This is a genomic window from Mesorhizobium sp. B3-2-1, assembly GCF_006439515.1.
Lineage (GTDB): Bacteria > Pseudomonadota > Alphaproteobacteria > Rhizobiales > Rhizobiaceae > Mesorhizobium.
Map to the genome: position 1 here is coordinate 129,489 of NZ_VFTI01000012.1, position 25,653 is coordinate 155,141.

The window sequence follows — 25,653 nt, forward strand, 5'->3', positions numbered from 1 at the left end:
AACAGCCGAAAACGGATTTGCATGCCTTCAATCGGAAGATTCCGCAACGATGCGTGCTACGACTGCGTTGACTGCCAGGATTTTCCCGTGTCCGGGACCGACGCATCCGTATCCGTCGACCGGTCATCAGCCACGGCGCTGCGCAGGCCCGCGACAAGATGGGTGAGCGTGCCGTGCAGGGCCTTCGCTTCGCCTGGTCCGAGCGGCACGCTGCAGGCAAGCGCGGCGGCCACATCCTTCATGCGGGCGCGCAGCGCCTGGCCCTTGGCCGTCGGCTCGACCAGCACCCGGCGCTCGTCGGCGGCATCGCGCCGGCGGGTGACCAGGCCGCCCGCCTCCATCCGCTTGAGCAGCGGCGTCAGCGTCGCCGAATCCAGGCCGAGCGCTTCGCCAAGGTCGCCCACCGTGCTCGGCGCGCGTTCCCACAGCGCCAGCATCGCCAGATATTGCGGATAGGTCAGGCCGAGCGGATCGAGCAACGGCCGGTAGAGCTTGGTCATCAGACCGCTCGCCGAATAGAGCGCGAAGCAGAGCTGCTGATCGAGCCGTGGCACCGGGATCGCCCCGGCGGCCTCCGCCGGGACGTCTGTGGCTTTCGTTTCGACCTTTGTCGTCATGCCGCCTTTACCGAAAGCGCCACCTCGACATTGCCCCTGATGGCGTTCGAATAGGGACAAACCTGGTGCGCCGCCGATACAAGCGCTTCCGCCGCCGCCTGATCAAGGCCTTTCGTGTCCACTGCCAACGCGACGCCGAGCTTGAAGCCCTCGCCGTCGGGGAGCAGGCTGACCGTCGAACTTATCGCGGCATCCTCGAGCGGCAGCTTCTGCTTGCGCGCGACGAAGCGGACGGCGCTTTCGAAGCAGGCGGCATAGCCGATGGCGAAGAGCTGCTCGGGATTGGTGGCGCCGCCCGGTCCGCCGAGCTCCTTGGGCATCGCCAAATCGAGCTTGAGCAGGCCGTCGCTGGTCTCGCCATGGCCGGCGCGACCGCCGGTTACGTGGGCCTGTGTGGTGTAGAGTGCCATATCGTAGTCTCCAATCATATTGTGTACGATTATTTAGTACACGATGTAATTGCACGTCAACCAGCATCCCGGAGCTGAAAGCGTTCACAGTCTGGTGAAGCGAAAAAAGGCGGCCGAAGCCGCCTTTTCGAAAAAGCCTTCGTCGAAATCTTATTCGGCGGGGGTCGCTTCGGCGGCCTTGGCTGCCTCGGCCTCGGCGGCCGCCTTCTTCTCGGCGGCTTCCTTGGCTGCCGTCTCGGCGGCCAGCGCCTGGGCGGCGGCGACCTTCTCGGCCTCGATGCGGGCCTTCTCGGCGTTCAGCGCGTCGCGCTCCTCATCGTTGAGCTTGCGGGCGCGCACGCCGGTGTTTTCCGAAATACGGGCCGACTTGCCGCGACGATCGCGCAGGTAATAAAGCTTGGCGCGGCGCACCTTGCCGCGGCGCACGATCTCGACGCCTTCGACCATCGGCGAAAAAACCGGGAACACGCGCTCGACGCCTTCGCCGTAGGAGATCTTGCGGACGGTGAAATTTTCCTGGAAGCCGGAGCCGGAACGGGCGATGACGACGCCCTCATAAGCCTGGACGCGGGTGCGGGTGCCTTCGGTCACGCGGACCTGGACGCGCACGGTGTCGCCGGGCTGGAATTCGGGAAGCTTGCGCTTGGCTTCGATTTTGGCGGCCTGTTCGGCCTCGAGCTGACGGATGAGATCCATCTGAAAATCCACTTCTTGTTCTTCCGACAGTCAGAGCGCCCTACGCTTACGTTGCAGTTCCATTGACCGCTCGGCTATGTCCTTTGTCTCCAAGACATTTGTCTCCTAGACATCGGGCAGGGGCGACTACACCGTCATTGTTGACGGGTCCGGAAGATTGTTCTTGCCGGTACGGGCGGGCACATACAGCTATTTCGGCGCTTTGTCACGCCTTGCCCATGCATTTTTTGCCGGCACGGCTCCCGGTATGGCACCATCATAATCCTGCCGTGCCGGGTTGCGCCGCTCCGGCAAGCTTCCTAAGCCAGAAATAGCACACTTCTTCACGGCGGCCTTCCATGTCTGTTCTCGATGCTATCCTGCTGTTCCTGGCGGGCTTTCTGTCAGGCGCCGCCAACGCGGTCGCAGGCGGCGGCACCTTCATCACCTTCGGCGCCATGACACTGGTCGGCGTGCCGCCGATCGTGGCCAACGCCACCTCCTCGGTGACGCAATTTCCCGGCTACATCACCTCGACGCTCGCCTACTGGGCAGACATCAGGCATTTCTGGCGCGGCGCGCTGCTTCTCTGCCTGATCTCGGCCAGCGGCGCGCTGGCCGGCGCGCTGATCTTGCTGGCGCTCGACAATCCGTCCTTTCGCGCGCTGGTGCCGTGGCTGCTTTTGGGCGCGACGGCGCTGTTTGCCGCCGGACCCTGGCTGAAGCCGGCGCCGAAACCCGGACATGAGGCGGCCGTGGGATCGCTCGGCGGTTCACTCGCGCAGTTCGTCACCGCCATCTATGGCGGCTTCTTCGGCGCCGGCATGGGCGTGATGATGCTGGCAACGCTCGGCCTGACCCAGGCCGGCGACTACCACCGGCTGAACGCGCTCAAGAACATGCTGGCCGTGGTCATCGCCGCAATCGCCATCGTCGTCTTCGTCTCGGGCGGCGTCGTCGCCTGGCCGCAGGCGATCATCATGATCCCGGGCGGCGCGCTGGGCGGCTATGCCGGCGTCTGGATCGCCAAGCGCGTGCCGCAGAACGTAGTGCGCGGCTTCGTCATCGCCGTCGGCCTGTTTCTGGCTTTTTACTATTTCAGCAAAGGCTGAGCGCCCAGCAGATCGGGCCGCCGCTCTTGCGTCAGTCTCTCTGACTGCTCACGTCGCCAGGCGGCGATCTTCTTGTGATTGCCGGAGATCAGCACTTCGGGAATCTCCCGGCCTTCGAATTCCTGCGGTCGCGTGTAGTGCGGATGTTCGAGCAGGCCGTTCTCGAAACTCTCTTCCTCGCCCGACACGGCATTGCCCATCACGCCAGGCAACAGCCGCACCACGGCATCGAGCAGCACGAGTGCCGCGGGCTCGCCGCCGGACAGAATGAAATCGCCGATCGAGACTTCCTCCAATCCCCGCGTGTCGATCACCCGCTGGTCGACACCTTCGAAGCGGCCACACAGGATGACGGCGCCCGGCCCGGCGGCCAGTTCTCGCACGCGGGCCTGCGTCAGTGGTTTGCCGCGCGGGCTCATCAGCAGGCGTGGACGCGCATCGCCCGGCGGCGAGGCGTGGTCGATCGCCCTGGCCAGCACATCGGCGCGCATCACCATGCCGGCGCCGCCGCCGGCCGGCGTGTCGTCGACCGTGCGGTGCTTATCGGTGGCGAAGTCGCGGATCTGGATCGCATCCAGCGACCATGTGCCGGCCTCCAGCGCCCGCCCGGCCAGCGACACGCCGAGCGCGCCCGGAAACATCTCGGGATAGAGCGTCAGCACCGACGCGGCAAAACTCACCGGTTGCCTCCGGCATCGCGCGGTCCGCGCGGCCGGCCCTTGGGGTCGAAATCGTCCTCGCGCGGCGCCTCGCCATCCTCGTCCTCGACCAGACCGGCCGCCACCGGGTCGACACGGACAAAGCCCTCGGCGATCGACACGGCGGGCACGGCGGCCTGCGTAAATGGGATCAGCACACCCTTGCGCCCGACGAGCGTCACATCGAGAATGTCGCCGCCACCGAAATTGTGCACCGCGACGACCTTGCCGATGACAGCACCGGTATCGTCCCGGATTTCCAGCCCGATCAGGTCGGCATGGTAGAATTCATCTTCCTCGCCGTCGTCCGGCAGCATCGAGCGGTCGACGAACAGTTCCGTACCGGCGAGCGCCTCGGCGGCGTTGCGGTCGCTGACGCCCTTGAACCGCACCACGACAACGGTGTTGGCAGGCCTGATATCCGTTATCTGGAAGGCACGGCCGTCCCTGGCGTAGAGCGGCCCGTAGTCGGCCAGCGCCATTGGATCGCCGGTGAAGGTTTTCACCCTGAGCTCACCCTTGATGCCGTGCGCTGCACCGATCACGGCCATCTGGACGGGGTTTTGCAGCTTGCTCATGGCGAAAAATCCTTTGCCCCTGCTCTAGCGCCGCCTCGCCGTCATTTCAATGACGGGCTCTTCACCGGTTCCTAACCCGGCTGCCGGAAAATGACGGCGAACCGGAAAAGACCCCCATGCAGGAATTCCTCATCCCGGCAAAGCCCGATCTCCAGTCGGCGCGTGAAAACTGGCTGAAGATGCTGGCGCGCGAACGCCGGCTGTCACCGGAGACCGTCGAGGCGTATGAGCGGGACACGCGTCAGTTCCTGCACTTCCTCACCGGCCATATCGGCGGACCGCCCGGCATTTCAGATATCGCCGACCTGCGCCCGGCCGACCTGCGCGGCTTCCTCGCCGCCCGCCGCAATGCCGGTGCCGGCGCACGCACGCTTGGCCGCGGATTGGCCGGCATCCGTTCACTGCTGCGCTTCCTCGAACGGCGAGGCCTGGCCAATGCGGCAGGTGCGGCTGCCTTGCGCGCGCCACGCCAGCCCAAATCGCTGCCCAAGCCGCTGACGGCGAGCGATGCCAGGCACGTGGTCTCCGTCGAGGGTCAGCTGGCGGAAGAACCCTGGATCGCCGCCCGCAACGCCGCCGTGCTGACGCTGCTCTATGGTTCGGGCCTGCGCATTTCGGAAGCGCTTGGCCTCAGCGCCGCCGATCTGGCATCGGAAGCCGACACCGTGTTGCGCGTCACCGGCAAAGGCGGCAAGACGCGGCTGGTGCCGGTGCTGCCGGTTGCGCTCCGGGCGATCGCCGAATACCGCCGGCTGTGCCCCTACCATCTCGATCCGAAGGGGCTGCTGTTTCGCGGCGCGCGCGGCGGCCCGCTCAACCCGGCCATCATCCAGCGCGACATGGCCAAACTGCGCTCGGCGCTCAACCTGCCCGACACCGCGACGCCGCATGCCTTGCGCCATTCCTTCGCAACCCATCTGCTCGGCCGTGGCGGCGATCTGCGCACCATCCAGGAATTGCTCGGCCACGCCAGTCTGTCGACGACGCAGATCTACACCGGCGTCGACACCGCAAGGCTGCTGGAGATCTACGAATCCGCTCATCCGAGGGCATGAATCCTTCAATTTTGCGGTCCCGATTAACGGTTTTGCCGCTTTTCGGTCCTAGTAATGGGATCATGAAACGCGTCATTGCCATCGCCGACCGTGCAGCTTCCGTCTCGCTGAAACTGCTTGTCGCGCTCAACGTGCTGTTTTTCCTGTCCTTCCTTGCTGTCCTGCTGTTCGCCGCCGGCAGGGCGCACGCGGAAATCCCGACCTGCACCGGCGCCGACATGCTGTCGGCCTTGCAGAAGGGCAGCCCTGCCACTTACGACAAGATCGAGGCGGAGGCGGCCGCCACGCTCAACGGCAAGGGCCTGCTATGGAAGCTGGAAAAATCAGGCGAACAGCCGTCCTACCTGTTCGGCACCATGCACATGACCGATCCGCGCGTCACCACGCTGCCGGCATATGCACAGAAGGCCTTTGACGCCGCCGGCACCCTCATCATCGAAACCACCGACGTGCTCGACAAGCAGAAGATGATGACGGCGATGCTGAAGGAGCCGGACCTGATGATGTTCACCGACTCCACGACGCTGTCGTCATTGCTGTCGCCGGACGACGCGGCGGCGATGAACGCAGCGCTTGACGCGCGCGGCATCCCGCCGGCAACGGTCGCCAAGATGAAGCCGTGGATGCTGTCGGCCATGATGGCGCTTCCGGCTTGCGAACTCGCCCGCCAGTCCAGCGGCGCGCCGGTGCTCGACGTCAAGCTGGCCGAGAGCGCCAAGGCGGCCGGCAAGCCGGTGGAAGGATTGGAAACGGCCGAGAGCCAGCTGCGCGCCATGGCCTCGCTGCCACTCGCCTTTCACATGAAGGGTCTGGTCGACACGCTGAAGCTGGGCGACAAGGTCAACGACATCAACGAAACCATGATCGTGCTCTACCAGCGTGGCGACACCGGCATGTTCTGGCCGCTGTTCCGCGCCGCCATGCCCGACGAGCAGAACGACCCCGCGGGCTATGCCGCCTTCGAGGAGACCATGATCACCAGCCGCAACAAGGTGATGGTCGATCATGCCGGGCCGATCCTGGCCAAGGGCAACGCCTTCATGGCGGTCGGCGCGCTGCATCTTCCCGGTCCAGAGGGACTGGTCGAGGATTTTCGTAAAGCCGGCTATACTGTCACGGCGGTGGGGCTTTAAGCCTATTTGATCAAGACCTGAGCCAGCATCGCCGGAACGATGATGCGGTGAAACGGCATGATGATGGCGAGATAGGTCCGCCCAAGCAGATTGTGCGTCTTCACGATCGTCGACGCAGCCACCTCCTGCCGGCCCGCGCCGAGATCGTTCACCTCCACCAGGATGCGGAAATCGAGATGCCGGTCGTCCAGTCCAAGGACGACCCTGCCATGTGCCTGGCTGATGAGCGGAAATATGCCGATCCTGCTTTCCGGCGGTGCGTCGGGTTCCGCCCCCGTTTTCAGCCCAAATGGCCTGACCGCAAGGTTGCGCAGTTGCGTCAGCCGGCCGACCCATCCCGGTGTCCGCCTCAGCACGCGTTCGGCCGCGCCAATGGCGGTCAGGGCAAGGCCATCGGTTATCAGCACATATCGGTCGGCGAACTGAGCGCCGGCAAGAGCACCTTTGGGATCAGGAAAAGTCTGTGCAGTTGGCGTCATACCGGCAAATCCCTCGTAACCAACGATAGCATCGGCTGGTGTGGCTCGCTGCGTGGCGAAACGCCGCCTGGCCGACGTATTCATCGCGCTTGGCGCGCTGCATCTTCCCGGTCCAGAGGGACTGGTCGAGGATTTTCGTAAAGCTGTCTATACTGTCACCGCTGTCAATTGAGTCGGATGGCAACTGGCGGATCTGCCCGTCGTATTTTCGGCGTGTCCCTTCGCTAGCGTGAAACCTGTTCAACGATGGCGCGTTAATGTCTGTTGATTGATAATTTTCATCCACGGAGGACACTTTCATGGCGAACACACCAAACGACACTCCCAGGCCAAGCGGCGGCGGCGGCGGCAGCCCTTGGCTGATTGCGCTGGTCGTCGTTATTCTGGCGATTGTCGCGTATTACGTTTTTGGAAGAAGGGGTGAGCATCCGGCACCCGCCGAGCCGCCAGCGGCCAGCACACCGGCCCCGGCGCCGGCACCGGCTGAACCGATGAAACCCGCCGAACCCGCGCCGGCTCCCGCGCCCGCCCCGGCGCCAGCGCCCGCTCCGGCACCAGCGCCGGCTCCCGCGCCTGCACCGGCTCCCGCGCCTGCACCAGCGCCTGCGCCGGCCCAGTAAGCGGCTCGATATCAAAGACGAACGGCCCGCTGAAAGGCGGGCCGCTTTGTTTTGGGCGACGCCATCGTCATCCTCGGGCTTGACCCGAGGATCCATGCCGCGACACCAACAGGGGAGCGCGGCGGCTGCTCCGTCCTGGATGACGAAGCGTTGGACGCCCCTTAAATGTGGATCGGCTTGAAGAAGGTGGCCAGTGCCGCTTCCTTCACCGCTTCCGACATCGTCGGATGCGCGTGGCAGGTGCGGGCGAGATCTTCCGACGAGCCGCCGAACTCCATCAGCACTGCTGCCTCGTGGATCATCTCGCCGGCGCCGAAGCCGACGATATGGACACCGAGCACGCGGTCGCTCTGCTTGTCGGCCAGGATCTTCACGAACCCGTCGGTGTGCAGCATGGCGCGTGCGCGGCCGTTGGCGGTGAAGGGAAATTTGCCGACCTTGAAGTCGACGCCGGCCTTCTTCAGCTCTTCCTCGGTCTTGCCGACCGAGGCGATCTCCGGACTGGTGTAGACGACGCTCGGAATGACGTCATAGTTCACATGCCCGGCCTGGCCGGCGATGGTCTCGGCCACCGCCACGCCCTCGTCCTCGGCCTTGTGCGCCAGCATCGGCCCGGCGATCACATCGCCGATGGCGTAGATGCCGGGAACATTGGTCCCGAGATGCCCGTCGGTCTTGACCCGGCCGCGCTCGTCGACCTCGACCCCGGCTTCCTTGAGGCCGAGGCTGTCCGAAAGGGCACGGCGCCCGGTCGAGATCAACACCACGTCGGCATCGATCGTCTCGGCCGCGCCGCCCTTGACCGGCTCGAAGGTAACGGTCGCGCCCTTCTTGGCCTTGGCGACGCCGGTGACCTTGGCGCCGAGCTTGAACTCGAATCCCTGCTTCGACAAAAGACGCTGGAACTGTTTCGACACCTCGCCGTCCATGCCGCCCAAAATGGTGTCGAGGAACTCGACCACGGTGACCTTGGCGCCGAGCCGGGCCCAGACCGAGCCGAGTTCGAGCCCGATGACACCGCCGCCGACCACCACCAGACGGCTGGGCACCTTCTCCAGCGACAGCGCACCGGTCGACGACACGATGATTTTCTCGTCGAAGTCGACCTTGACGCCGGGAATGCCGGCGACGTCGGAACCGGTGGCGATGACGACGTTCTTGGTCTCGATCTCCTCGACCTTGCCGTCCTCGCCGGTCACCGACACCTTGCCGGCGGCGATCACCTTGCCGATGCCGCGAAAACTGTCGATCTTGTTCTTCTTGAACAGGAAGGCGACGCCGTTGACGTTGGACGACACCGTCGCGTCCTTGTGCGCCATCATTTTCTTCAAATTCAGCTTGGGTGCCGGGATTTCGACACCGAGCGTGTCGAAGGAATGGCCGGCCTCGGCGAACATTTCGGAGGCATGAAGCAGCGCCTTGGACGGGATGCAGCCGATGTTGAGGCAGGTGCCGCCGAAGGTCGCGTTCTTCTCGATCACCGCGACCTTCAGCCCGAGCTGTGCCGCCTTGATGGCGCAGACATAGCCGCCCGGTCCCGAGCCGATGATAACCACGTCATAAGCCATGTTTGTTTCCCTTTTGCTTGGGGCTCAGCGGCCGCCGCTGACATTCAGGATCGCGCCCGTCGTATAGGACGCGGCGTCGGACAAAAGATAGAGGACCGCGCCGGCGACTTCATCCGCCGTTCCCGCTCTCTTCATCGGCAGCAGGTCGCGGACCCGTTCTATCCGGTCCGGTTGGCCGCCCGAGGCATGGATGTCGGTGTCGATGATGCCCGGGCGCACCGCATTGACGCGGATGCCTTCCAGCGCCACCTCGCGGGCAAGGCCGATGGTGAAGGTGTCGATGGCGCCCTTGGAGGCGGCATAATCGACATATTCGCCCGGCGAGCCCAGCGTCGCCGCCGCCGATGAGATGTTGACGATCGCACCGCCCGACCCGCCATGCCGCGTCGACATGCGCTTGACCGCCTCGCGGGCGCATAGGAACGAGCCCACGACATTGATGCGCATCATGCGTTCCAGCCGCGACACATCCATCTCATCGACGCGCGCCTTGACGTCGACGATGCCGGCATTGTTGACGAAGGCGTCGAGCCGGCCAAAGGCGTGGTCGACGGCGCCGAACATGGCCACGATATCGGTTTCCTTGCCGACATCGCCCCTGACGGCAACGGCCTCGCCGCCGCCGGCCTTGATTTCGACGACCAGCGCATCGGCGGCAGCCTTGTTCGAGGCATAGTTGACCGCGACGCGGTAGCCGGCCTTGGCTCCGAGCCGGCAGATGGCGGCGCCGATGCCACGGCTGCCGCCGGTGACCAGCAGCACTTTTTGCGCAGCGCTCATTCCTGGCATCCCTTCATCGCGAACACATCCGACGGCACCTTCGAAAAACCACTGCCGCCATAGGCCTGGGACTGCCGAAGCACCGGCCCGAGATCGGGCAGGATCAGCGTTTTCGGCGCCTCGACGCCCTCGGCCGGCAGCAGCCCGACAGTGCCCTTGTCGTCGGACGTGTAGATGACGCCGTTCCACAGCGTGCAGGCGGCAAGCTCCTCGCCGGTGACGTCACCTTCCGGGCATTTGTACATCAGCGCGCCGTTAGGCCGCGCCACGTCCTTCGTCCACATGACGATACCGTTCAGCACCACATTGTTGTCGAGGATCAGCCGGAACGTGTTGGTGACGGTGGCGGACGTGCCTGTCTGGGTGAAGTCGATCTCCGCGCCGCTCTGGGCGTCACCATAGACTGCGAGTTCGATCGGACAGGCGGCGGAAGCCGCAACCGGGAAGCTGAGAGCCAAGCATGGCAGGAGAACCGCTAGCGGGCGCATTCCAGGCTTTCCCCTGAACGCCGCACGTTCGTACGGACCCTCAGAGATCGAGCACCAGCCGTTCCGGATCCTCCAGGCTTTCCTTGACGCGCACCAGGAAGGTCACGGCTTCCTTGCCGTCGACGATGCGGTGATCGTAGCTGAGCGCCAGGTACATCATCGGCCGGATGACGATCTGGCCGCCGACCACGACCGGCCGGTCCTGGATCTTGTGCATGCCGAGAATGCCCGACTGCGGCGCGTTGAGGATCGGCGTCGACATCAACGACCCGTAGACGCCGCCATTGGAGATGGTGAAGGTGCCGCCCTGCATGTCGGCCACCGACAGCTTGCCGTCGCGCGCGGCGATGCCCAGCCGGCCGATATCCTTCTCGATCTCGGCGATGGACATCTGGTCGGCATCGCGCACGACCGGGACCACGAGACCCTTCTCGGTGCCGACCGCGACGCCGATATGGGCATAGTTCTTGAAGATGATGTCGGTGCCGTCGATCTCGGCATTGACCGAGGGGATTTCCTTCAGCGCGTGCGTGACGGCCTTGGTGAAGAAGCCCATGAAGCCGAGCTTCACGCCATGCTTCTTCTCGAACACGTCCTTGTATTTGGTCCTCAGCGCCATCACAGCCGACATGTCGACCTCGTTGAAGGTGGTCAGCATGGCGGCGGTCGACTGAGCTTCCTTGAGGCGGCGCGCGATGGTCTGGCGCAGCTTGGTCATGCGCACGCGCTCCTCGCGCGATGCATCATCGCCCGACGACGGCGCGCGCGCGGCAACCGGTGCCGGCGCCGCCTTTGGCGTTTCGGCCGGCTGCGACGGCGCACCCTTGGAGATGGCGTCGAGCACGTCACCCTTCAGCACCTGGCCGCGCTTGCCCGAGCCGGAAAGCTGGTCGACCGAAAGATTGTGCTCGGCGATCAGTTTGGCCGCCGCCGGCGCCGGCGGCATGGTGCGCGGTTCGACCGGGCTGGCGTCGCCGGCAACCTTGGCGGTCTCGGCTGCGGCCTGCTTGGTGGTGGATGCCGCATCGGGGCTCGAAGCCTGCGCCACCGCTTGCGGCTTGGTCGCGGGAGCAGCAGCACCACCTACCGAAATCGACCCGAGCAGGGCGCCGACGCCGACAGTCTCGCCCTCCTTGACCGTGATTTCGCCGAGCGTGCCGGCGGCGGCGGCGGGCACCTCCACCGTCACCTTGTCGGTCTCGAGCTCGAGCAGCGGCTCGTCGGCGGCAATGGCATCGCCGACCTTCTTGAACCATTTGCCGACGGTCGCTTCGGTGACGGATTCGCCAAGGGTGGGGACGCGGATTTCGGTAGCCATTGTGCCTGTCCGTTCTTTCTTCAGTTCTATTCTGCTTTATTCGCCGAGCGCGTCTTCAAGCAACGCGGCGAGCTGGGCAAGGTGCTTCGACATCAGTCCGGTCGCCGGCGACGCGGCCGCCGGCCGGCCGGTGTAGCGCACTCGCTGATGCTTGGCGTCGATATGCGCCAGCACCCATTCCAGATACGGATCGATGAACGACCAGGCGCCCATGTTCTTGGGCTCCTCCTGGCACCACACCATCTCCGCGTTGCGGAAGCGTGACAGCTCGGTGATCAGCGCCTTGGCCGGGAACGGATAGAGCTGTTCGACGCGCAGCAGATAGATGTCGTTGATGCCGCGCTTCTCGCGCTCCTCATAGAGGTCGTAATAGACCTTGCCCGAGCACAGCACGACGCGGCGGATCTTGGAATCCTTGGTCAGCTTGATCGCCTGGTTCGGCAACAGCTGGGCATCGTCCCACAGCAGCCGGTGGAACGAGCTTTCGCCCGAGATTTCCGGCAGTGTCGACACCGCCCGCTTGTGGCGCAGCAGCGATTTCGGCGTCATCAGGATCAGCGGCTTGCGGAAGTCGCGCTTCAGCTGCCGGCGCAAGATGTGGAAGTAGTTGGCCGGCGTCGTGCAGTTCGCCACCTGCATATTGTCTTCGGCGCAAAGCTGCAGGAAGCGCTCCAGCCGGGCGGAAGAATGTTCCGGGCCCTGGCCTTCATAGCCATGCGGCAGCAGGCAGACGAGGCCCGACATTCTGAGCCATTTGCGCTCGCCCGACGAGATGAACTGGTCGAATACCACCTGGGCGCCGTTGGCGAAGTCGCCGAACTGCGCTTCCCACAAGGTCAGCGCCTTGGGCTCGGCCAGGCTGTAGCCATATTCGAAGCCGAGCACCGCCTCTTCCGACAGCATCGAGTTGATGACTTCGTAGCCGGCCTGCGCCGCCGACAGATTGTTGAGCGGGATGTAGCGGGTCTCGTCGCGCTGATCGTAAAGCACGGAATGACGCTGCGAGAAGGTTCCGCGCTCGGAATCCTGGCCCGAAAGCCGGATCGGATTGCCGTCGAGCAGGATCGCGCCGAAGGCCAGCGCCTCCGCCGTCGACCAGTCTATGCCTTCGCCGGACTCGATCGCCTGACGCCGGTTCTCCAGGAAGCGGATGATCGTCTTGTGCGCTTCGAAACCCTTCGGCACCTCGGTCAGCTTCTTGCCGATTTCCTTCAGCGTCTTGACCGGCACGGCGGTCTTGCCGCGCCTTGTCTCGTCCTGGTTGTCGGCCGTGCGCAGGCCCGACCAGGCGCCGTCCAGCCAGTCGGCCTTGTTGGGCTTGTAGGCCTGGCCGACTTCCCATTCGGCTTCCAGATGCGCACGCCAGTCGGCCTTCAGCTGGTCGAGCTCGGCCTGGGTGATGTGGCCTTCGGCGATCAGCCGGTCGCCATAGATCTGCACCGTCGTCTTGTGGGTCCGGATGTTGCGGTACATGAGCGGCTGCGTGAAGGCCGGTTCGTCGCCCTCATTGTGACCGAAGCGGCGGTAGCAGAACATGTCCACGACCACCGGCTTGTGGAACTTCATGCGGAACTCGATCGCCACCTTGGTGGCGTGCACCACGGCTTCCGGGTCGTCGCCATTGACGTGGAAGATCGGCGCCTCGATCATCTTGGCGACGTCGGACGGATAGGGCGACGAGCGCGAGAAGCGCGGATTGGTGGTGAAGCCGATCTGGTTGTTGATGATGAAATGCAGCGTGCCGGCGACGCGGTGGCCGCGCAGGCCCGACAGGCCGAGGATTTCCGCGATCACGCCCTGGCCGGCGAAAGCGGCGTCGCCGTGCAGCAAGAGCGGCAGCACCTTGGCCCGCTCTTCCAGCGGCACGATCTCCTCGCGGCCGCGGCCGAACAGGGAATCCTGCTTGGCGCGCGCCTTGCCCATCACGACGGGATCGACGATCTCCAGATGCGAGGGGTTGGCGGTCAGCGACAGGTGCACCTTGTTGCCGTCGAACTCGCGGTCCGACGAGGCGCCGAGATGGTACTTCACGTCGCCCGAGCCCTCGACCTCGTCGGGGGCGGCCGAGCCGCCCTTGAACTCGTGGAAGATGGCGCGGTGCGGCTTGGCCATCACCTGGGAGAGCACGTTCAGCCGGCCGCGATGCGCCATGCCGAGCACGATCTCCTTCATGCCGAGCTGGCCGCCGCGCTTGACGATCTGCTCCAGCGCCGGGATCAGCGATTCGCCGCCGTCTAGGCCGAAGCGCTTGGTGCCCTTGTACTTGACGTCGATGAACTGCTCGAAGCCTTCCGCCTCGACCAGCTTCTGCAGGATCGCCTTCTTGCCGGTGGCGGTGAAGGAAATCTCCTTGTCGGCGCCCTCGATACGCGCCTGGATCCAGGCCTTCTCCTCGGGATCGGAAATATGCATGAACTCGACGCCGAGCGTCGAGCAATAGGTGCGGGCCAGGATCTCCAGCATCTGCCGGATGCTGCCGAATTCGAGCCCGAGCACATTGTCGAGGAAGATCGGCCGGTCGTAGTCGGCTTCGGTGAAGCCGTAATTCTCCGGCGACAGCTCGTTATAGTCTTCGAGCTTGGCAATGCCGAGCGGGTCGAGATTGGCGTGCAGATGGCCGCGCATGCGGAAGGCGCGGATCATCATGATGGCGCGCACCGAATCGCGCGTCGCCTGGTGCACATCGGCGTCGGACAGCACGACACCGTTGGTGACGGCCTTGTCCTTGACCTTCTTTTCCAGGTGCTTTTCGACGATGCCCCAATTGCCGTCGAGCGCCGACACCAGTTCGCCATTGGCCTGCAGCGGCCAGGAGGGTTTGGCCCATGAGGCGCCCTTGGCGTTCCTGCGCACATCGCCGGCATCGTCCTTCAGCCCGGCGAAGAACTCCTGCCATTCGGGATTGACCGAGGCGGGATCGTCCTCATAGGCGGCATAGAGCGCGTCGATGTAATCGGCATTGCCGCCATAAAGGAAAGAGGTGAGCGAAAACTGGTCGTTGGCCTGATCTTGTCGTGCCATTTTTGTCCGCGGAGCCTGGCTCCGTCTCCTTTCGAGGGAATAGTGAGTAGTCAGTAGTGAGTAGAAAGATGGAAATCCCACTCAGCTGCTACTCGCGCGTTCTTCCCTTTTTGACTACTGACTACTGCCTACTCACTACTGCCTTAGCCCTTGATCGCCTCGACCAGGGTCGTGCCCAGCCGCGCCGGGGAGGGCGAAACCTTGATGCCGGCCGATTCCATCGCCGCGATCTTGTCTTCGGCGCCGCCCTTGCCGCCGGAGATGACCGCGCCCGCATGGCCCATGGTGCGGCCGGCCGGCGCGGTGCGCCCAGCGATGAAGCCCGCCATCGGTTTCCTGCGGCCGCGCTTGGCCTCGTCCTTGAGGAACTGCGCGGCGTCTTCCTCGGCCGAACCGCCGATCTCGCCGATCATGATGATCGACTTGGTCTCGTCGTCGGCAAGGAACATCTCGAGCATGTCGATGAACTCGGTGCCCTTGACGGGGTCGCCGCCGATGCCGACGGCGGTGGTCTGGCCGAGGCCGACATTGGTGGTCTGGAACACAGCCTCATAGGTAAGTGTTCCCGAGCGCGAAACAACGCCGACCGAGCCCTTGCGGAAGATGTTTCCGGGCATGATGCCAATCTTGCATTCGTCGGGGGTGAGCACGCCCGGGCAGTTCGGTCCGATCAGCCGCGAGGCCGAGCGGTCGAGCCGCGCCTTGACCTTGACCATGTCCATCACCGGAATGCCTTCAGTGATGCAGACGATCAGCGGGATCTCCGCCTCGATCGCCTCGATGATGGCTTCGCCCGCGCCCGCCGGCGGCACGTAGATGACGGAAGCGTTGGCGCCCGTCCTTTCCTTGCCTTCAGCGACCGCGGCGAAGATCGGCAGGCTCTCGCCTTTCGCGCCGGTCCAGGTCTCGCCACCCTTCTTCGGGTGGATGCCGCCGACCATTTTTGTCCCGTGATAGGCCAGCGCCTGTTCGGTATGGAACGTACCGGTCTTGCCGGTCAGGCCCTGCACCAGCACCTTGGTGTTCTTGTCGACGAGAATGGACATCGGAGCCCTTTTCTAAAAACCGTTGATCGAGGAAGGCGAGACGCGCCGGTAGACGCCGCTCACCATGTCTTGCCAGCCATCGCTGCCAGCGGGTTTGAAATGCAATCGCATGCGGTAGGTGTCGGTATCGTCGAAAGCATACGTCACACGCGCAAAGCCGCGCGGCGACGACCGCTCAAGAGTGAGTTCACTGCCGTTCCACATGCCGGTGGCAGGCGACACCGGCACGAAGCCCATCGAATCGAACTGGTGCATGGTCACGACGCCGTTCTGATGGTCGACGCCGAACACGTTATGCGAACCGAACGAAATCGTGCCGTCGCGGCGCTGACGATAACGCTGCACCACGAACTGGCCGCCGAACTCCGCTTCCGCCAGCACTTCGCTGGTCGCCGCGCCGCCATCGGCCCATTGCGTGTCCGCCACCTCTTCCTCGCCGCGCCACGCGCCGACCAGCGCCTGCAGGCGCTGATGGTCGGCCGAGAGCGAAGAGAAGGACGCCGCGTTCATGGGTCAGAGCCGCTTCAGATCGGTGACGGTGAGATCGCTCTTGGCGTTGCCGGTGTTGAGCGTCGTCGCCGGCTCGAACATCAACACCACGGGCTCGGCGGTGAGCGAGCGTGGCCGGTGCTCGGTGCCCTTCGGTACGACGATGAAGTCACCCTCGCCGAGTTCGACCGGACCGTCGCGGAAATCGATGGCGATCCTGCCGCGCAGCACGAGGAAGGCTTCGTCCTCATTGTCATGCGCATGCCAATCGAAGGCCTCGCCGAACTTGGCGACCTTGGCCTGGCTGTCATTGACGTCGCCGGCAATGTGCGGATCGAACACCTCGGTGATCGTCCGATCCGCCGCCTCGACCAGATTTATCTTGCGTGGAGGCACCGGCTCAGCCCTGCACCGCCGCCACGATCTTCTTGGCCGCGTCGTCGAGATCGTCGGCCGAGACGACGTTCAGGCCGCTGTCGTTGATGATCTTCTTGCCGAGATCGGCATTGGTGCCTTCCAGGCGCACGACCAGCGGCACCTTCAGGCCGACTTCCTTGACCGCGGCGATCACGCCCTCAGCGATGATGTCGCACTTCATGATGCCGCCGAAGATGTTGATCAGGATGCCTTTGACCGCCGGGTCCCTGGTGATGATCTTGAATGCCGCCGTCACCTTCTCCTTCGAAGCACCGCCGCCGACATCGAGGAAGTTGGCCGGCTCGGCGCCGTAAAGCTTGATGATGTCCATCGTCGCCATGGCAAGGCCTGCGCCATTGACCATGCAGCCGATATTGCCGTCGAGCGCGACATAGGCGAGGTCGTATTTCGACGCCTCGATCTCCTTCTCGTCCTCTTCGGAGGTGTCGCGCAGTTCCATCAGATCGGGGTGGCGGAACAGCGCGTTGTTGTCGAACGACACTTTTGCGTCGAGCACGCGCAGCCGGCCGTTCTTCATCACGATCAGCGGGTTGACTTCGAGCAGGCTCATGTCCTTCTCGACGAAGGCCTTGTAGAGGATCGGGAACAGCGTGCCGCCGTCCTTGGCCGCGTCGCCGTCGAGCTTCAGCGCGCCATTGAGCGCCTTGACGTCGTCGGCCGTGACACCCTTTTCCGGGTCGATGGCGACGGTGATGATCTTTTCCGGCGTGTCGTGTGCGACCGCCTCGATGTCCATGCCGCCCTCGGTCGAGACGACGAAGGCGATGCGGCCGACCGAGCGGTCGACCAGGATGGAGAGATAGAGCTCTCGCTCGATGTCGGCGCCGTCCTCGATATAGAGGCGGTTGACCTGCTTGCCGGCCGGGCCGGTCTGCTTGGTCACCAGCGTGTGGCCGAGCATCTCGTTGGCGTTGGCGACCACCTCGGCGACCGACTTCGCCAGCCGCACGCCGCCCTTGGCGTCGGGGCCGAGCTCCTTGAATTTGCCCTTGCCGCGGCCGCCGGCATGGATCTGGCTCTTCACCACATAGAGCGGGCCGGGCAGCGCTTGTGCCGCGGCTTCCGCCTCGCTTGCCTTGAACACCGGTACGCCTTCGGCCACCGGCGCGCCAAAGCTCTTCAGCAGCGCCTTGCCTTGATATTCATGGATGTTCATCGGGAACTATCTCCAGGTCGTTTACCGGGGTGACGTTTGGGCGGGGTTACTTCGAGGCGAGCTGCGGCGCGATCTTGACGCAGGCCTCGGTCAGGCCCTGCACGGTCGCCAACGAAGTCTCGAACATCTTCTGCTCGGCCTTGTTGAGGTCGATCTCGATGACGCGCTCGACACCGCCGGCGCCGATCACCACGGGCACGCCGACATAGGTGCCCTTGACGCCATATTGGCCGGAGAGGTGCGCCGCGCAAGGCAGCACGCGCTTCTTGTCCTTGAGGTAGGATTCGGCCATCTGGATCGCCGAGGCGGCCGGCGCGTAATAGGCCGAGCCGGTCTTCAGGAGGCCGACGATCTCGGCGCCGCCGTCGCGGGTGCGCTGCACGATCTGGTCGAGCTTCTCCTTCGAGGTCCAGCCCATCTTGATCAGGTCGGGAAGCGGAATACCCGACACCGTCGAATAGCGGATCATCGGCACCATGGAATCGCCGTGGCCGCCGAGCACGAAGGCAGTGACGTCCTCGACCGAGACCTTGAATTCCTCGGCCAGGAAGTAGCGGAAGCGTGCGCTGTCGAGCACGCCGGCCATGCCGACGACATGGGTCTTGGGCAAGCCCGAGAACTTCTGCAGCGCCCACACCATGGCGTCGAGCGGATTGGTGATGCAGATGACGAAGGCCTTCGGCGCGTACTTCTTCAGCCCGGCGCCGACCTGCTCCATGACCTTCAAATTGATGCCCAGCAGGTCGTCGCGGCTCATGCCCGGCTTGCGCGGCACGCCGGCGGTGACGATGCAGACATCGGAGCCCTCGATGCCGGCATAGTCGTTGACGCCGGTCAGCCGGGAGTCGAAACCATCCACCGGCGAAGACTGCGCAATATCGAGCCCCTTGCCTTGCGGGATACCCTCGGCGATATCGAACAGGACCACGTCGCCGAGATCCTTGAGGCCGATCATGTGGGCGAGCGTGCCGCCGATCATGCCAGAGCCGATAAGCGCTATCTTGTTGCGTGCCATGTGAGGATGATTTCCCTTTGTCTGTGACGCGCCAACACGGCGTCGAGGAAGAGGCCGGAATGCTGCGGGGAACCGCGGATTTCGCCGCACCCAATAGCTCCGGTGCGGAATAAATTCAAACGATTATTTCGACCCCTGCATTTTCAATCGGTTAGAGTGTTTGGGATTTACGTAAACGTCAAAATTTGTAAGCCGACTTGGGGGAATTTACACGATGACGATCGAGATCAGAAGGCTCAATCCCTGATATGACGCCCTTGTGATGCGGGTTGCCGACGATGCGTTCGACGAGCCGGTGCGGCCCGATCGCCTTGCCAGCTATCTCGCTTAATCGGGCCATTTCATGATCGTGGCAATCGCCGATCGCAGGGTCGGAACGCGGCTTGCGGCTATTTCAGGCCTGTACCTGCTGCTGCGCTTCCGTCTTCGCCTTCCGCCGCTCCGCCCAATCCTCCAGCCAGTCGCGGCTCTGCATTTCGATCAGTCGGGAGGCTGTGCGCTCGAATTCGAACACCTCGACGCCGCGCTTGGCCACATAAAGCTCGTGCGGCGGCGCCTCGGCGCTCATCACCAGGCGCATGTGATGGTCGTAGAGCGTGTCGATCAACAGGATGAAGCGCTTGGCCTCGTTGCGCTTGCCTTCGCCCAACACCGGCACATGGTCGATGAAGACGGTCGAAAACCGGCCGGCGATCGCCAGGTAATCGCGCGCGCCGAGCGGCTTTTCGCAGAGGTCGGCGAAGGAGAAACGCGCGGCATCGCCGGCGGCGGCAGGCACCACCACCTTGCGGCCCTTCAGCGTCAGCGACGTCTCGGCCGTCGGCGCCCCGCGCGTCATCGCCTGCCAGGCCTCGTCGAGCGCCTGGTCAGCCGCCGCCCCCACCGGCGTGACATAGACCGGCGTGCGGATGAGCTTTTCCAGCCGGTAGTCCTTGTCGCTGTCCAGCGAGAGCACCTGCGTGTGGCGCTCCAATATGGCGATGAACGGCAGGAAAAGCTGGCGGTTCAACCCGTCACGGTAAAGGTTTTGCGGCGCCACGTTCGAAGTGGCGACCAGTACGACCCCGTTGGCGAACAGCGCCGAGAACAGCCTGGACAGGATCATGGCGTCGGCGATGTCGGTGACCGAGAACTCGTCGAAGCACAGCACCCAGGCCTGCTCGGCGAGCGCCTTGGCCACCGGCGGGATCGGATCGTCTTCCCTGACCGCGCCTTCCTTGCGCGCCTGCCGGTGCTTCTGGATGCGGTCCTGCACGTCGGCCATGAAGTCGTTGAAATGGACGCGGCGCTTGCGCCTGACCGGCAAGAGCTCGAAGAACATGTCCATCAGCATGGTCTTGCCGCGCCCGACGCTGCCATGGATGTAGAGGCCCTTGACCGCCTCATGCGTCTCGCGCTTGCGGGCAAACAGCCAGCCCAGCGCACTGGACTTCTGCGCCAGCCGCTTGGCTGAAATCTCGTCGATCAGCCGGTCGAGCGCGGCGGCGATCTCTTCCTGCGCGGCATCGCGTCCGATCGCGCCGGTTTCCACCAGATGATCGTAGCGCTGCCTGACGGTCACATGGGTCTGGAGGCCGTCACGCAGATGCATCGGTCACGTCGTTGTTCAGAGCAGGATGCCCAAGAGAGAGGGTGTGTCGAGATTCAGGTCAGGCCGCCGGCATCACCTGAGTGTCAGCACATCTAGGCTTACCTCGTAAGCGAGATCGGCTGCCCGTTGGAAGTCTGGCCGTCGAATTTCGAGCCGCCCGACGAATAGAGCCGCGCCAGCGAGCCGCCGTTTTCGTCATAAAGCGTCAGCTGCTTGCCGGCGACGTTCCAGGACTTGATGCCGTCGATCGGCGGCGGGCAATGCAGCGGGCCGGCGCGGAAGCCGGCTCCGAATTTGGTCTGCGGCGTCGCCACCTTGCAGCTCTGGCCGGAGACGCTGACGTTCCAGACACCGGCGACGCTTCCCGCGTTGAGATCCGCGGCGCCTGCCGGCGCCGCGCCGTCCGGCGGCAGCGAGGCAACCTGCGTGTTCGCCGGCGCGGTCGGGAATTGCGACGGGTCGGTGGTGCCGGGGGAGGCCGGCGGCGGCAGCTGGTTCGAGCTCACCTGGCCAGCGGGGGCCGCCTGCAACGGCGCCGGTTGCTGGTCGTCCATCGACGAGAACCGTGAGGTTGAGCAGCCGCTCGCAACGAGTGCCGCCAGGGATACGGCCACCAGGCCGCCTTTCGAAAAATTCATTACAACCTCCGTCGGATTCGGCTGGGGGGACGCCGTCCGCGCAATCTCACTTCCACCAAGATGGAGAAGGTGGCGAAATTTCAACCCGATATGGTTAAAATAGAGTTTGCGGCAAGATTGTTGCAAATTTATCGCACTCATCCGGCGAGCGGCGCGCTCGGCACGAACACATATCCATCCGGTCCAACGATATAGCACTCGCGCAGACCATGCGGTTTGTCGATCGCGCCGGCCAGCACGATGTGGCCATGGTCCAGCGCCGCCGCCTCGACCGCGTCGGGATCGGCACCATAGAGGCGCAGCTCGATGCCGGCGCCGCGCGTCTCCGCGCCCGCGATGGAGCCCGTCATCGGATTGTCGAGATAGGAATGGTCGGCATGCAGCATGAACACCGATCCCAGAAGCTCGATCGCCGCGAAATCCTCGTCGGCATAGATCACTTGGGCACCAAGCACGTCGCGGCAGAAGGCCTCCATCGCCACAATGTCCGATACCAGCAGGTTGACGCCGATGCCGGGCGGCAGCGAGCGGCCGAAATCCTCGGCCTTCATCCAGGGGGTCTTGGTCCGCTTCATCGCCATGGCATCGTCCTCTCGACCCGCGATCCTAGCCGAGGCCGTTTCTCCGCCCTTGGCCTTCGGCCGGCAAACGCTTGCGCCAGCCGCGGCAGGGCTTATGTCTAGGACGTCTCCAGGAAAAGTGCGCAGCGGTTTTCCCGGGCAAAACGGGCAGCGCTTTCCCTAGGGAAATGCGCGAAAACACAAAGAGTTGACCGAAACCCGCCGGAGCGCAGACCTTGGCCGGAAGGAAGAAAGCCGTCAACCGCTACTACAGCGGCCCGCCCAGCGATCATTTCGACGGCACCCTGTTCTTCAATCCCGGCGGCCGGATGCCCGGCTCCTTTACGGACCTGCTGAAATGGCGGTTCAGCGGCCAACGCTCGAAATGGCCGCCTGCCAGCCGAAGCCCCTTCGCGCCGGGAAAGCCGGCCGCGACGGTCGAAGGCGCCGATCTGACCGTGACCATGGTCGGCCATTCCACCTTGCTGATCCAGACCGCCGGGCTGAACATCCTCACCGATCCGGTCTGGTCGCGACGCACCTCGCCGTTCTCCTTTGCCGGACCCAGCCGCGTCAATCCACCAGGTATCGCCTTTGGCGATCTGCCGGCGATCGACCTCGTGCTGGTCAGCCACAACCATTATGACCATCTCGACCTTGCCACGCTGAGGTGGCTGAAGGAGAAGCACGATCCGCTGGTGGTGACGCCGCTCGGCAACGATGCCATCATCGCCGCCGCCGTGCCTGGCATGCGGCTTTCCGCGCATGACTGGAGCGACAGGTTCGATGTCTCGGGCGGCGCCGCCATCCATATCGAGCCCGCGCATCATTGGTCGGCGCGCGGGGCGCGCGACCGGCGCATGGCGCTGTGGGCCGGCTTCGTCATCGAGACGCCGGGCGGAAATATCTACTTCGCCGGCGATACCGGCTTCCACGATGGCATCAACTACCGGCTGATGGCGAAAAAACATGGCGGTTTCCGCTTCGCCATCCTGCCGATCGGCGCCTACGAGCCACGCTGGTTCATGGCGCCGCAGCACCAGAACCCCGAGGAAGCGGTCCAGGGCATGTTGTTGTGCAACGCCGCCTTCGCCGCCGGCTGCCATTGGGGCACCTTCCAGCTCACCGACGAGCCATTCGACGAGCCGGTGCGGAAGCTGGTCGAAGCGCTGGACGCCGAAGGCGTGCCGCGAGAGCATTTCCGCGCCTTGCGGCCCGGCGAGATCTGGGACGTGCCTCGGATCTGATGGCCTCGGGAACCCAAGCACGACAGCCGCGTTTTTCAACCGGTTTCAATGCGTTCGGCTTGTGAGGCGTTCCCATGCTCAAATGGATCATCATTCTCCTGATCATCGCCGCCGCGGCGAGTCTGCTCGGCATGCCGGCGCTGGCCGGCGCCGCTGCCACTGGCGCGCGCATTCTCATCGGCATCGTGCTCATCATCTTCCTGTTGATCTTGTTCGGGGTTTTCGCGGTGACGTAAATCCGGCTTGGCCGTGACTTCGGTCCGGCACCTTGCCGTGACTTCGGTCCGGCGCCTGAAAGCGGCTGCGCACTGGTAATTCCTGCCCGTTTCCGCCATATAGCGCCGAACGGACATGGAATTTTCGGAGCAATGGCAGGCACGGCCCCTTTCGCCAAGATGAACGGCATCGGCAACGAGATCATCGTTGCCGACATGCGTGGCCGCGCGGATCGGGTGACGCCCGCCGCTGCCATCGCGCTGAATGCCGACGCGGCGACGCGGTTTGACCAGATCATGGCGATCCACGACGCCAGGACGCCGGGCACCGCCTATTTCGTCGACATCCTGAACTCCGACGGGTCGGGCGCTCAGGCTTGCGGCAACGGTATGCGCTGCGTCGTCCAGGCGCTGGCCGCCGAGACCGGCGAGAAGACCTTCACGTTCGAGACCGTGGCCGGCATTCTCAATGCCCGAGAACACGCCGACGGCTCGATCTCGGTCGACATGGGCACCCCGCGCTTCGGCTGGCGCGACATTCCGCTGGCCGAGGAGTTCCGCGATACCCGCATGATCGAATTGCAGGTCGGCCCGATCGACGCGCCGGTGCTGCATTCGCCCTCCGCCGTCTCGATGGGCAACCCGCACGCCATCTTCTGGGTCGATGACGACGTCTGGACTTATGAACTCGACCGTTTCGGTCCGCTGCTCGAAAACCATCCGATCTTTCCCGAGCGCGCCAACATAACCATCGCGCAGGTCACCTCGCCCGACAGCATGATCATCCGCACCTGGGAGCGCGGCGCCGGCCTGACCAAGGCCTGCGGCACCGCCTCCTGCGCGGCTGTCGTTGCCGCGGCGCGCACCAGGCGCACGAGCCGCAGCGTCAACCTTTTGACCCCCGGCGGCGGCACGCTGCACGTCGAGTGGCGCGATGACGACCACGTCATCCTGACCGGCGCGGCCGAATGGGAATTTTCCGGCAGCTTCGATCCGTCGACCGGGAAATGGACCCGCGACACCGAAAGCGCGGCCTGATGTCCGCTCTTGCCAAAGGCGTCGACGTGGCGAAGCAGCCCGGCCGCATCGACGTGGTGACCTTCGGCTGCCGCCTCAACACCTATGAGTCCGAAGTGATGCGGCGCGAGGCCGAAAGTGCGGGCCTCGCCGCGCTGGCAGGTGGCGCCGTGATCTTCAACACCTGTGCCGTCACCGGCGAAGCGGTGCGCCAGGCCAGGCAGGCGATCCGCAAGGCGCGCCGCGACAACCCGGCCGCGCGCATCATCGTCACCGGCTGCGCCGCGCAGACCGAGCCCGAAAAATTCGCCGCCATGGACGAGGTCGATTTGGTCCTTGGCAATGAGGAGAAGCTCAAGGCCAATTCCTATCGCGCGCTGCCTGATTTCGGTGTCAACGACACCGAGAAGGCGCGCGTCAACGACATCTTCTCGGTGCGCGAGACCGCCGGCCACATGGTCGACGCCATCGAGGGCCGGGCACGCGCCTTCGTGCAGGTGCAGAACGGCTGCGACCATCGCTGCACCTTCTGCATAATCCCCTATGGCCGCGGCAATTCGCGCTCGGTGCCGATGGGCGCCGTGGTCGAGCAGGTCAAGCGGCTGGCGGGCAACGGCTATGCCGAGATCGTGCTGACCGGCGTCGACATGACGTCTTTCGGCGCCGACCTGCCCGGTGCGCCGAAGCTCGGCAAGCTGGTGAAGACCATCCTGAAACAGGTACCCGACGTGAAGCGCCTGCGGCTGTCTTCCATCGATTCCATCGAGGCCGATGAGGACTTGCTCGACGCCATCGCCACCGAGCCGCGGCTGATGCCGCATCTGCATCTGTCGCTGCAGTCGGGCGACGACATGATCCTCAAGCGCATGAAGCGCCGGCATCTGCGCGACCAGTCGATCCGCTTTTGCGAGGATGTGCGCAAGCTGCGTCCCGGCATTGTTTTCGGCGCCGACATCATCGCCGGCTTCCCGACCGAGACCGACGCCATGTTCGAGAATTCGCTGGAAATCGTCGAGGAATGCGGCCTGACCCATCTCCACGTCTTCCCGTTTTCACCGCGCGAAGGCACGCCCGCCGCGCGCATGCCGCAGGTTCGCCGCGAGCTGGTCAAGCAGCGCGCCGCCCGGCTGCGCGCCGCCGGCGAAGCAGCCTATGTCAGGCATCTCTCTTCGCTCGCCGGCAGCCGCCAGTCGATCCTGATCGAGCGCGATGGCCTCGGCCGCACCGAAGGGTTCACGCTTGCCGCACTCGGCACCGGAGCGCCGGGAGAGATCGTCGAAGCTGATATAACCGGCCACGATGGCATCAGGCTGATAGCCGCCCCCCTTGCCGCCCACGCCGCCTGAGAACGCAAGAGCATGGCTGGTTTTTTCAAGAAGATATTTTCGTTCGGCAAGAAGGAGGTCGTCGAGGAGCGCGTCGACGAAACCGCCCCGCTGCCGCCGATCAAATGGGACCAGCTCGACGCGCTGAAGCCGGCGGCCGAGCAGGCGGTGCCGGAGTTTTTGAAGCGCGAGGAGCCGACGGCGGAAGCCCCGCCAGCGGCCGAACCCGCTCCGGTCCAGGCCGCGCCTAGACCGGAGCGCGAGGAGCCCAAGCCCGAACCTGTCCCCACCATTCCGCCAGCGCCGGAGCCGACCGTTCCGTCAGAACCGGAGCCGCAGCCGAAGCCTGCGCCGGAAGAGAAGC

27 protein-coding genes are annotated in these 25,653 nt (G+C 64.6%); 8 read left to right on the plus strand and 19 right to left on the minus strand.

What is annotated here, in order from left to right; all coding sequences use genetic code 11:
* Nucleotides 1–56 precede the first annotated feature (56 nt).
* From FJW08_RS14895 to rplS, 3 genes are all read right to left on the minus strand, one after another.
* Nucleotides 57–617 carry a MarR family winged helix-turn-helix transcriptional regulator gene (locus FJW08_RS14895; protein WP_140811217.1) on the minus strand — a complete coding sequence of 187 codons (561 nt, stop codon included), beginning with the start codon at nt 615–617 and terminating at the stop codon, nt 57–59.
* Nucleotides 614–1,027, minus strand: coding sequence for an organic hydroperoxide resistance protein (locus FJW08_RS14900; RefSeq protein ID WP_140811219.1), 414 nt, complete (start codon nt 1,025–1,027; stop codon nt 614–616). Before FJW08_RS14900 ends, FJW08_RS14895 begins: the two co-directional genes overlap by 4 nt.
* 150 nt (nt 1,028–1,177) lie before the next feature.
* The gene (gene rplS, locus FJW08_RS14905) at nt 1,178–1,723 is read right to left on the minus strand and encodes a 50S ribosomal protein L19 (protein WP_140763225.1); all 546 of its coding nucleotides are present in this window, start codon (nt 1,721–1,723) and stop codon (nt 1,178–1,180) included.
* Nucleotides 1,724–2,061: 338 nt separating this feature from the next.
* Here rplS and FJW08_RS14910 point away from each other — a divergent pair, with 338 nt between their 5' ends.
* Nucleotides 2,062–2,814, plus strand: a complete 753-nt coding sequence (locus FJW08_RS14910; RefSeq protein ID WP_140811221.1) for a sulfite exporter TauE/SafE family protein — start codon at nt 2,062–2,064, stop codon at nt 2,812–2,814.
* On the opposite strand, the gene trmD is transcribed toward FJW08_RS14910, so the two are convergent.
* Together trmD and rimM are read right to left on the minus strand one after the other, a co-directional pair.
* Entirely contained in the window at nt 2,796–3,494 is a 699-nt protein-coding gene (trmD, locus tag FJW08_RS14915) for a tRNA (guanosine(37)-N1)-methyltransferase TrmD (protein ID WP_140811223.1), read from the minus strand. The genes FJW08_RS14910 and trmD overlap by 19 nt on opposite strands.
* Nucleotides 3,491–4,090, minus strand: a complete 600-nt coding sequence (rimM, locus tag FJW08_RS14920) for a ribosome maturation factor RimM (RefSeq protein WP_140811224.1) — start codon at nt 4,088–4,090, stop codon at nt 3,491–3,493. The genes trmD and rimM overlap by 4 nt, the downstream gene beginning before the upstream one ends.
* Before the next feature lie 116 nt (nt 4,091–4,206).
* Here rimM and FJW08_RS14925 point away from each other — a divergent pair, with 116 nt between their 5' ends.
* Nucleotides 4,207–5,145 carry a tyrosine recombinase XerC gene (locus FJW08_RS14925; protein WP_140811225.1) on the plus strand — a complete coding sequence of 313 codons (939 nt, stop codon included), beginning with the start codon at nt 4,207–4,209 and terminating at the stop codon, nt 5,143–5,145.
* Between the two features lie 62 nt (nt 5,146–5,207).
* Nucleotides 5,208–6,278 (plus strand): TraB/GumN family protein, encoded by a 1,071-nt coding sequence (locus tag FJW08_RS14930; RefSeq protein WP_140811226.1) that lies wholly within the window; start codon nt 5,208–5,210, stop codon nt 6,276–6,278.
* A 2-nt stretch (nt 6,279–6,280) separates the two neighbouring features.
* Here the strand turns inward: FJW08_RS14930 and FJW08_RS14935 are convergent, their stop codons facing one another.
* The gene (locus FJW08_RS14935) at nt 6,281–6,757 is read right to left on the minus strand and encodes a DUF2867 domain-containing protein (protein WP_140811227.1); all 477 of its coding nucleotides are present in this window, start codon (nt 6,755–6,757) and stop codon (nt 6,281–6,283) included.
* A 52-nt stretch (nt 6,758–6,809) separates the two neighbouring features.
* Between FJW08_RS14935 and FJW08_RS33355 the strand changes: the two genes are divergently transcribed.
* A complete protein-coding gene (locus FJW08_RS33355) occupies nt 6,810–6,929 on the plus strand; it encodes a TraB/GumN family protein (RefSeq protein WP_348642669.1) in 120 nt (39 codons plus the stop codon).
* 609 nt (nt 6,930–7,538) lie between these two features.
* Here the strand turns inward: FJW08_RS33355 and lpdA are convergent.
* From lpdA to FJW08_RS15010, 13 genes are all read right to left on the minus strand, one after another.
* On the minus strand, nt 7,539–8,945 hold the full coding sequence (gene lpdA / locus FJW08_RS14945) for a dihydrolipoyl dehydrogenase (protein WP_140811228.1): 1,407 nt from the start codon (nt 8,943–8,945) through the stop codon (nt 7,539–7,541).
* A gap of 24 nt (nt 8,946–8,969) precedes the next feature.
* Nucleotides 8,970–9,725 (minus strand): SDR family oxidoreductase, encoded by a 756-nt coding sequence (locus tag FJW08_RS14950; protein WP_140811229.1) that lies wholly within the window; start codon nt 9,723–9,725, stop codon nt 8,970–8,972.
* Nucleotides 9,722–10,213: a hypothetical protein gene (locus FJW08_RS14955; RefSeq protein WP_140811231.1), complete on the minus strand. Its 492-nt coding sequence runs from the start codon at nt 10,211–10,213 to the stop codon at nt 9,722–9,724. Before FJW08_RS14955 ends, FJW08_RS14950 begins: the two co-directional genes overlap by 4 nt.
* A 40-nt stretch (nt 10,214–10,253) precedes the next feature.
* Complete coding sequence (gene odhB, locus FJW08_RS14960; RefSeq protein WP_140811232.1) at nt 10,254–11,531, minus strand: 2-oxoglutarate dehydrogenase complex dihydrolipoyllysine-residue succinyltransferase; 1,278 nt, start codon at nt 11,529–11,531, stop codon at nt 10,254–10,256.
* A 36-nt stretch (nt 11,532–11,567) separates the two neighbouring features.
* Nucleotides 11,568–14,552 carry a 2-oxoglutarate dehydrogenase E1 component gene (locus tag FJW08_RS14965; protein ID WP_140764061.1) on the minus strand — a complete coding sequence of 995 codons (2,985 nt, stop codon included), beginning with the start codon at nt 14,550–14,552 and terminating at the stop codon, nt 11,568–11,570.
* Nucleotides 14,553–14,695: 143 nt separating this feature from the next.
* Nucleotides 14,696–15,598 carry a succinate--CoA ligase subunit alpha gene (gene sucD / locus FJW08_RS14970; protein WP_140811233.1) on the minus strand — a complete coding sequence of 301 codons (903 nt, stop codon included), beginning with the start codon at nt 15,596–15,598 and terminating at the stop codon, nt 14,696–14,698.
* A gap of 12 nt (nt 15,599–15,610) precedes the next feature.
* Nucleotides 15,611–16,108, minus strand: a complete 498-nt coding sequence (locus FJW08_RS14975) for a DUF1579 family protein (protein WP_140764055.1) — start codon at nt 16,106–16,108, stop codon at nt 15,611–15,613.
* 3 nt (nt 16,109–16,111) lie between these two features.
* Nucleotides 16,112–16,483, minus strand: a complete 372-nt coding sequence (locus tag FJW08_RS14980) for a cupin domain-containing protein (RefSeq protein ID WP_140811234.1) — start codon at nt 16,481–16,483, stop codon at nt 16,112–16,114.
* Between the two features lie 4 nt (nt 16,484–16,487).
* Nucleotides 16,488–17,681 carry an ADP-forming succinate--CoA ligase subunit beta gene (sucC, locus tag FJW08_RS14985; RefSeq protein WP_140811235.1) on the minus strand — a complete coding sequence of 398 codons (1,194 nt, stop codon included), beginning with the start codon at nt 17,679–17,681 and terminating at the stop codon, nt 16,488–16,490.
* 46 nt (nt 17,682–17,727) lie between these two features.
* Complete coding sequence (gene mdh, locus FJW08_RS14990) at nt 17,728–18,696, minus strand: malate dehydrogenase (RefSeq protein WP_140811236.1); 969 nt, start codon at nt 18,694–18,696, stop codon at nt 17,728–17,730.
* Between the two features lie 394 nt (nt 18,697–19,090).
* A complete protein-coding gene (gene zapE / locus FJW08_RS15000) occupies nt 19,091–20,287 on the minus strand; it encodes a cell division protein ZapE (protein WP_140811237.1) in 1,197 nt (398 codons plus the stop codon).
* Nucleotides 20,288–20,385: 98 nt separating this feature from the next.
* On the minus strand, nt 20,386–20,925 hold the full coding sequence (locus FJW08_RS15005; protein ID WP_140764041.1) for a protease inhibitor Inh/omp19 family protein: 540 nt from the start codon (nt 20,923–20,925) through the stop codon (nt 20,386–20,388).
* A 137-nt stretch (nt 20,926–21,062) separates the two neighbouring features.
* Nucleotides 21,063–21,506, minus strand: a complete 444-nt coding sequence (locus tag FJW08_RS15010) for a hypothetical protein (protein ID WP_140811239.1) — start codon at nt 21,504–21,506, stop codon at nt 21,063–21,065.
* A 215-nt stretch (nt 21,507–21,721) separates the two neighbouring features.
* Between FJW08_RS15010 and FJW08_RS15015 the strand changes: the two genes are divergently transcribed.
* From FJW08_RS15015 to mtaB, 4 genes are all read left to right on the plus strand, one after another.
* Nucleotides 21,722–22,732 carry an MBL fold metallo-hydrolase gene (locus FJW08_RS15015; protein WP_140811240.1) on the plus strand — a complete coding sequence of 337 codons (1,011 nt, stop codon included), beginning with the start codon at nt 21,722–21,724 and terminating at the stop codon, nt 22,730–22,732.
* A gap of 74 nt (nt 22,733–22,806) precedes the next feature.
* Complete coding sequence (locus FJW08_RS15020; RefSeq protein ID WP_140811241.1) at nt 22,807–22,968, plus strand: DUF1328 family protein; 162 nt, start codon at nt 22,807–22,809, stop codon at nt 22,966–22,968.
* Nucleotides 22,969–23,100: 132 nt separating this feature from the next.
* Complete coding sequence (gene dapF, locus FJW08_RS15025) at nt 23,101–23,985, plus strand: diaminopimelate epimerase (RefSeq protein WP_140811242.1); 885 nt, start codon at nt 23,101–23,103, stop codon at nt 23,983–23,985.
* Nucleotides 23,985–25,310 (plus strand): tRNA (N(6)-L-threonylcarbamoyladenosine(37)-C(2))-methylthiotransferase MtaB, encoded by a 1,326-nt coding sequence (gene mtaB / locus FJW08_RS15030; protein WP_140811243.1) that lies wholly within the window; start codon nt 23,985–23,987, stop codon nt 25,308–25,310. The genes dapF and mtaB overlap by 1 nt, the downstream gene beginning before the upstream one ends.
* Nucleotides 25,311–25,653: the final 343 nt, after the last annotated feature.

Coding starts and splice junctions, on each gene's coding strand:
- FJW08_RS14895 (WP_140811217.1), bottom strand. CDS start 617: ATGACGACAAAGGTCGAAACGAAAGCCACAGACGTCCCGGCGGAGGCC.
- FJW08_RS14900 (WP_140811219.1), bottom strand. CDS start 1,027: ATGGCACTCTACACCACACAGGCCCACGTAACCGGCGGTCGCGCCGGC.
- rplS (WP_140763225.1), bottom strand. CDS start 1,723: ATGGATCTCATCCGTCAGCTCGAGGCCGAACAGGCCGCCAAAATCGAA.
- FJW08_RS14910 (WP_140811221.1), top strand. CDS start 2,062: ATGTCTGTTCTCGATGCTATCCTGCTGTTCCTGGCGGGCTTTCTGTCA.
- rimM (WP_140811224.1), bottom strand. CDS start 4,090: ATGAGCAAGCTGCAAAACCCCGTCCAGATGGCCGTGATCGGTGCAGCG.
- FJW08_RS14925 (WP_140811225.1), top strand. CDS start 4,207: ATGCAGGAATTCCTCATCCCGGCAAAGCCCGATCTCCAGTCGGCGCGT.
- FJW08_RS14930 (WP_140811226.1), top strand. CDS start 5,208: ATGAAACGCGTCATTGCCATCGCCGACCGTGCAGCTTCCGTCTCGCTG.
- FJW08_RS14935 (WP_140811227.1), bottom strand. CDS start 6,757: ATGACGCCAACTGCACAGACTTTTCCTGATCCCAAAGGTGCTCTTGCC.
- lpdA (WP_140811228.1), bottom strand. CDS start 8,945: ATGGCTTATGACGTGGTTATCATCGGCTCGGGACCGGGCGGCTATGTC.
- FJW08_RS14950 (WP_140811229.1), bottom strand. CDS start 9,725: ATGAGCGCTGCGCAAAAAGTGCTGCTGGTCACCGGCGGCAGCCGTGGC.
- FJW08_RS14955 (WP_140811231.1), bottom strand. CDS start 10,213: ATGCGCCCGCTAGCGGTTCTCCTGCCATGCTTGGCTCTCAGCTTCCCG.
- odhB (WP_140811232.1), bottom strand. CDS start 11,531: ATGGCTACCGAAATCCGCGTCCCCACCCTTGGCGAATCCGTCACCGAA.
- FJW08_RS14965 (WP_140764061.1), bottom strand. CDS start 14,552: ATGGCACGACAAGATCAGGCCAACGACCAGTTTTCGCTCACCTCTTTC.
- sucD (WP_140811233.1), bottom strand. CDS start 15,598: ATGTCCATTCTCGTCGACAAGAACACCAAGGTGCTGGTGCAGGGCCTG.
- FJW08_RS14975 (WP_140764055.1), bottom strand. CDS start 16,108: ATGAACGCGGCGTCCTTCTCTTCGCTCTCGGCCGACCATCAGCGCCTG.
- sucC (WP_140811235.1), bottom strand. CDS start 17,681: ATGAACATCCATGAATATCAAGGCAAGGCGCTGCTGAAGAGCTTTGGC.
- mdh (WP_140811236.1), bottom strand. CDS start 18,696: ATGGCACGCAACAAGATAGCGCTTATCGGCTCTGGCATGATCGGCGGC.
- zapE (WP_140811237.1), bottom strand. CDS start 20,287: ATGCATCTGCGTGACGGCCTCCAGACCCATGTGACCGTCAGGCAGCGC.
- FJW08_RS15005 (WP_140764041.1), bottom strand. CDS start 20,925: ATGAATTTTTCGAAAGGCGGCCTGGTGGCCGTATCCCTGGCGGCACTC.
- FJW08_RS15010 (WP_140811239.1), bottom strand. CDS start 21,506: ATGGCGATGAAGCGGACCAAGACCCCCTGGATGAAGGCCGAGGATTTC.
- FJW08_RS15020 (WP_140811241.1), top strand. CDS start 22,807: ATGCTCAAATGGATCATCATTCTCCTGATCATCGCCGCCGCGGCGAGT.
- dapF (WP_140811242.1), top strand. CDS start 23,101: ATGGCAGGCACGGCCCCTTTCGCCAAGATGAACGGCATCGGCAACGAG.
- mtaB (WP_140811243.1), top strand. CDS start 23,985: ATGTCCGCTCTTGCCAAAGGCGTCGACGTGGCGAAGCAGCCCGGCCGC.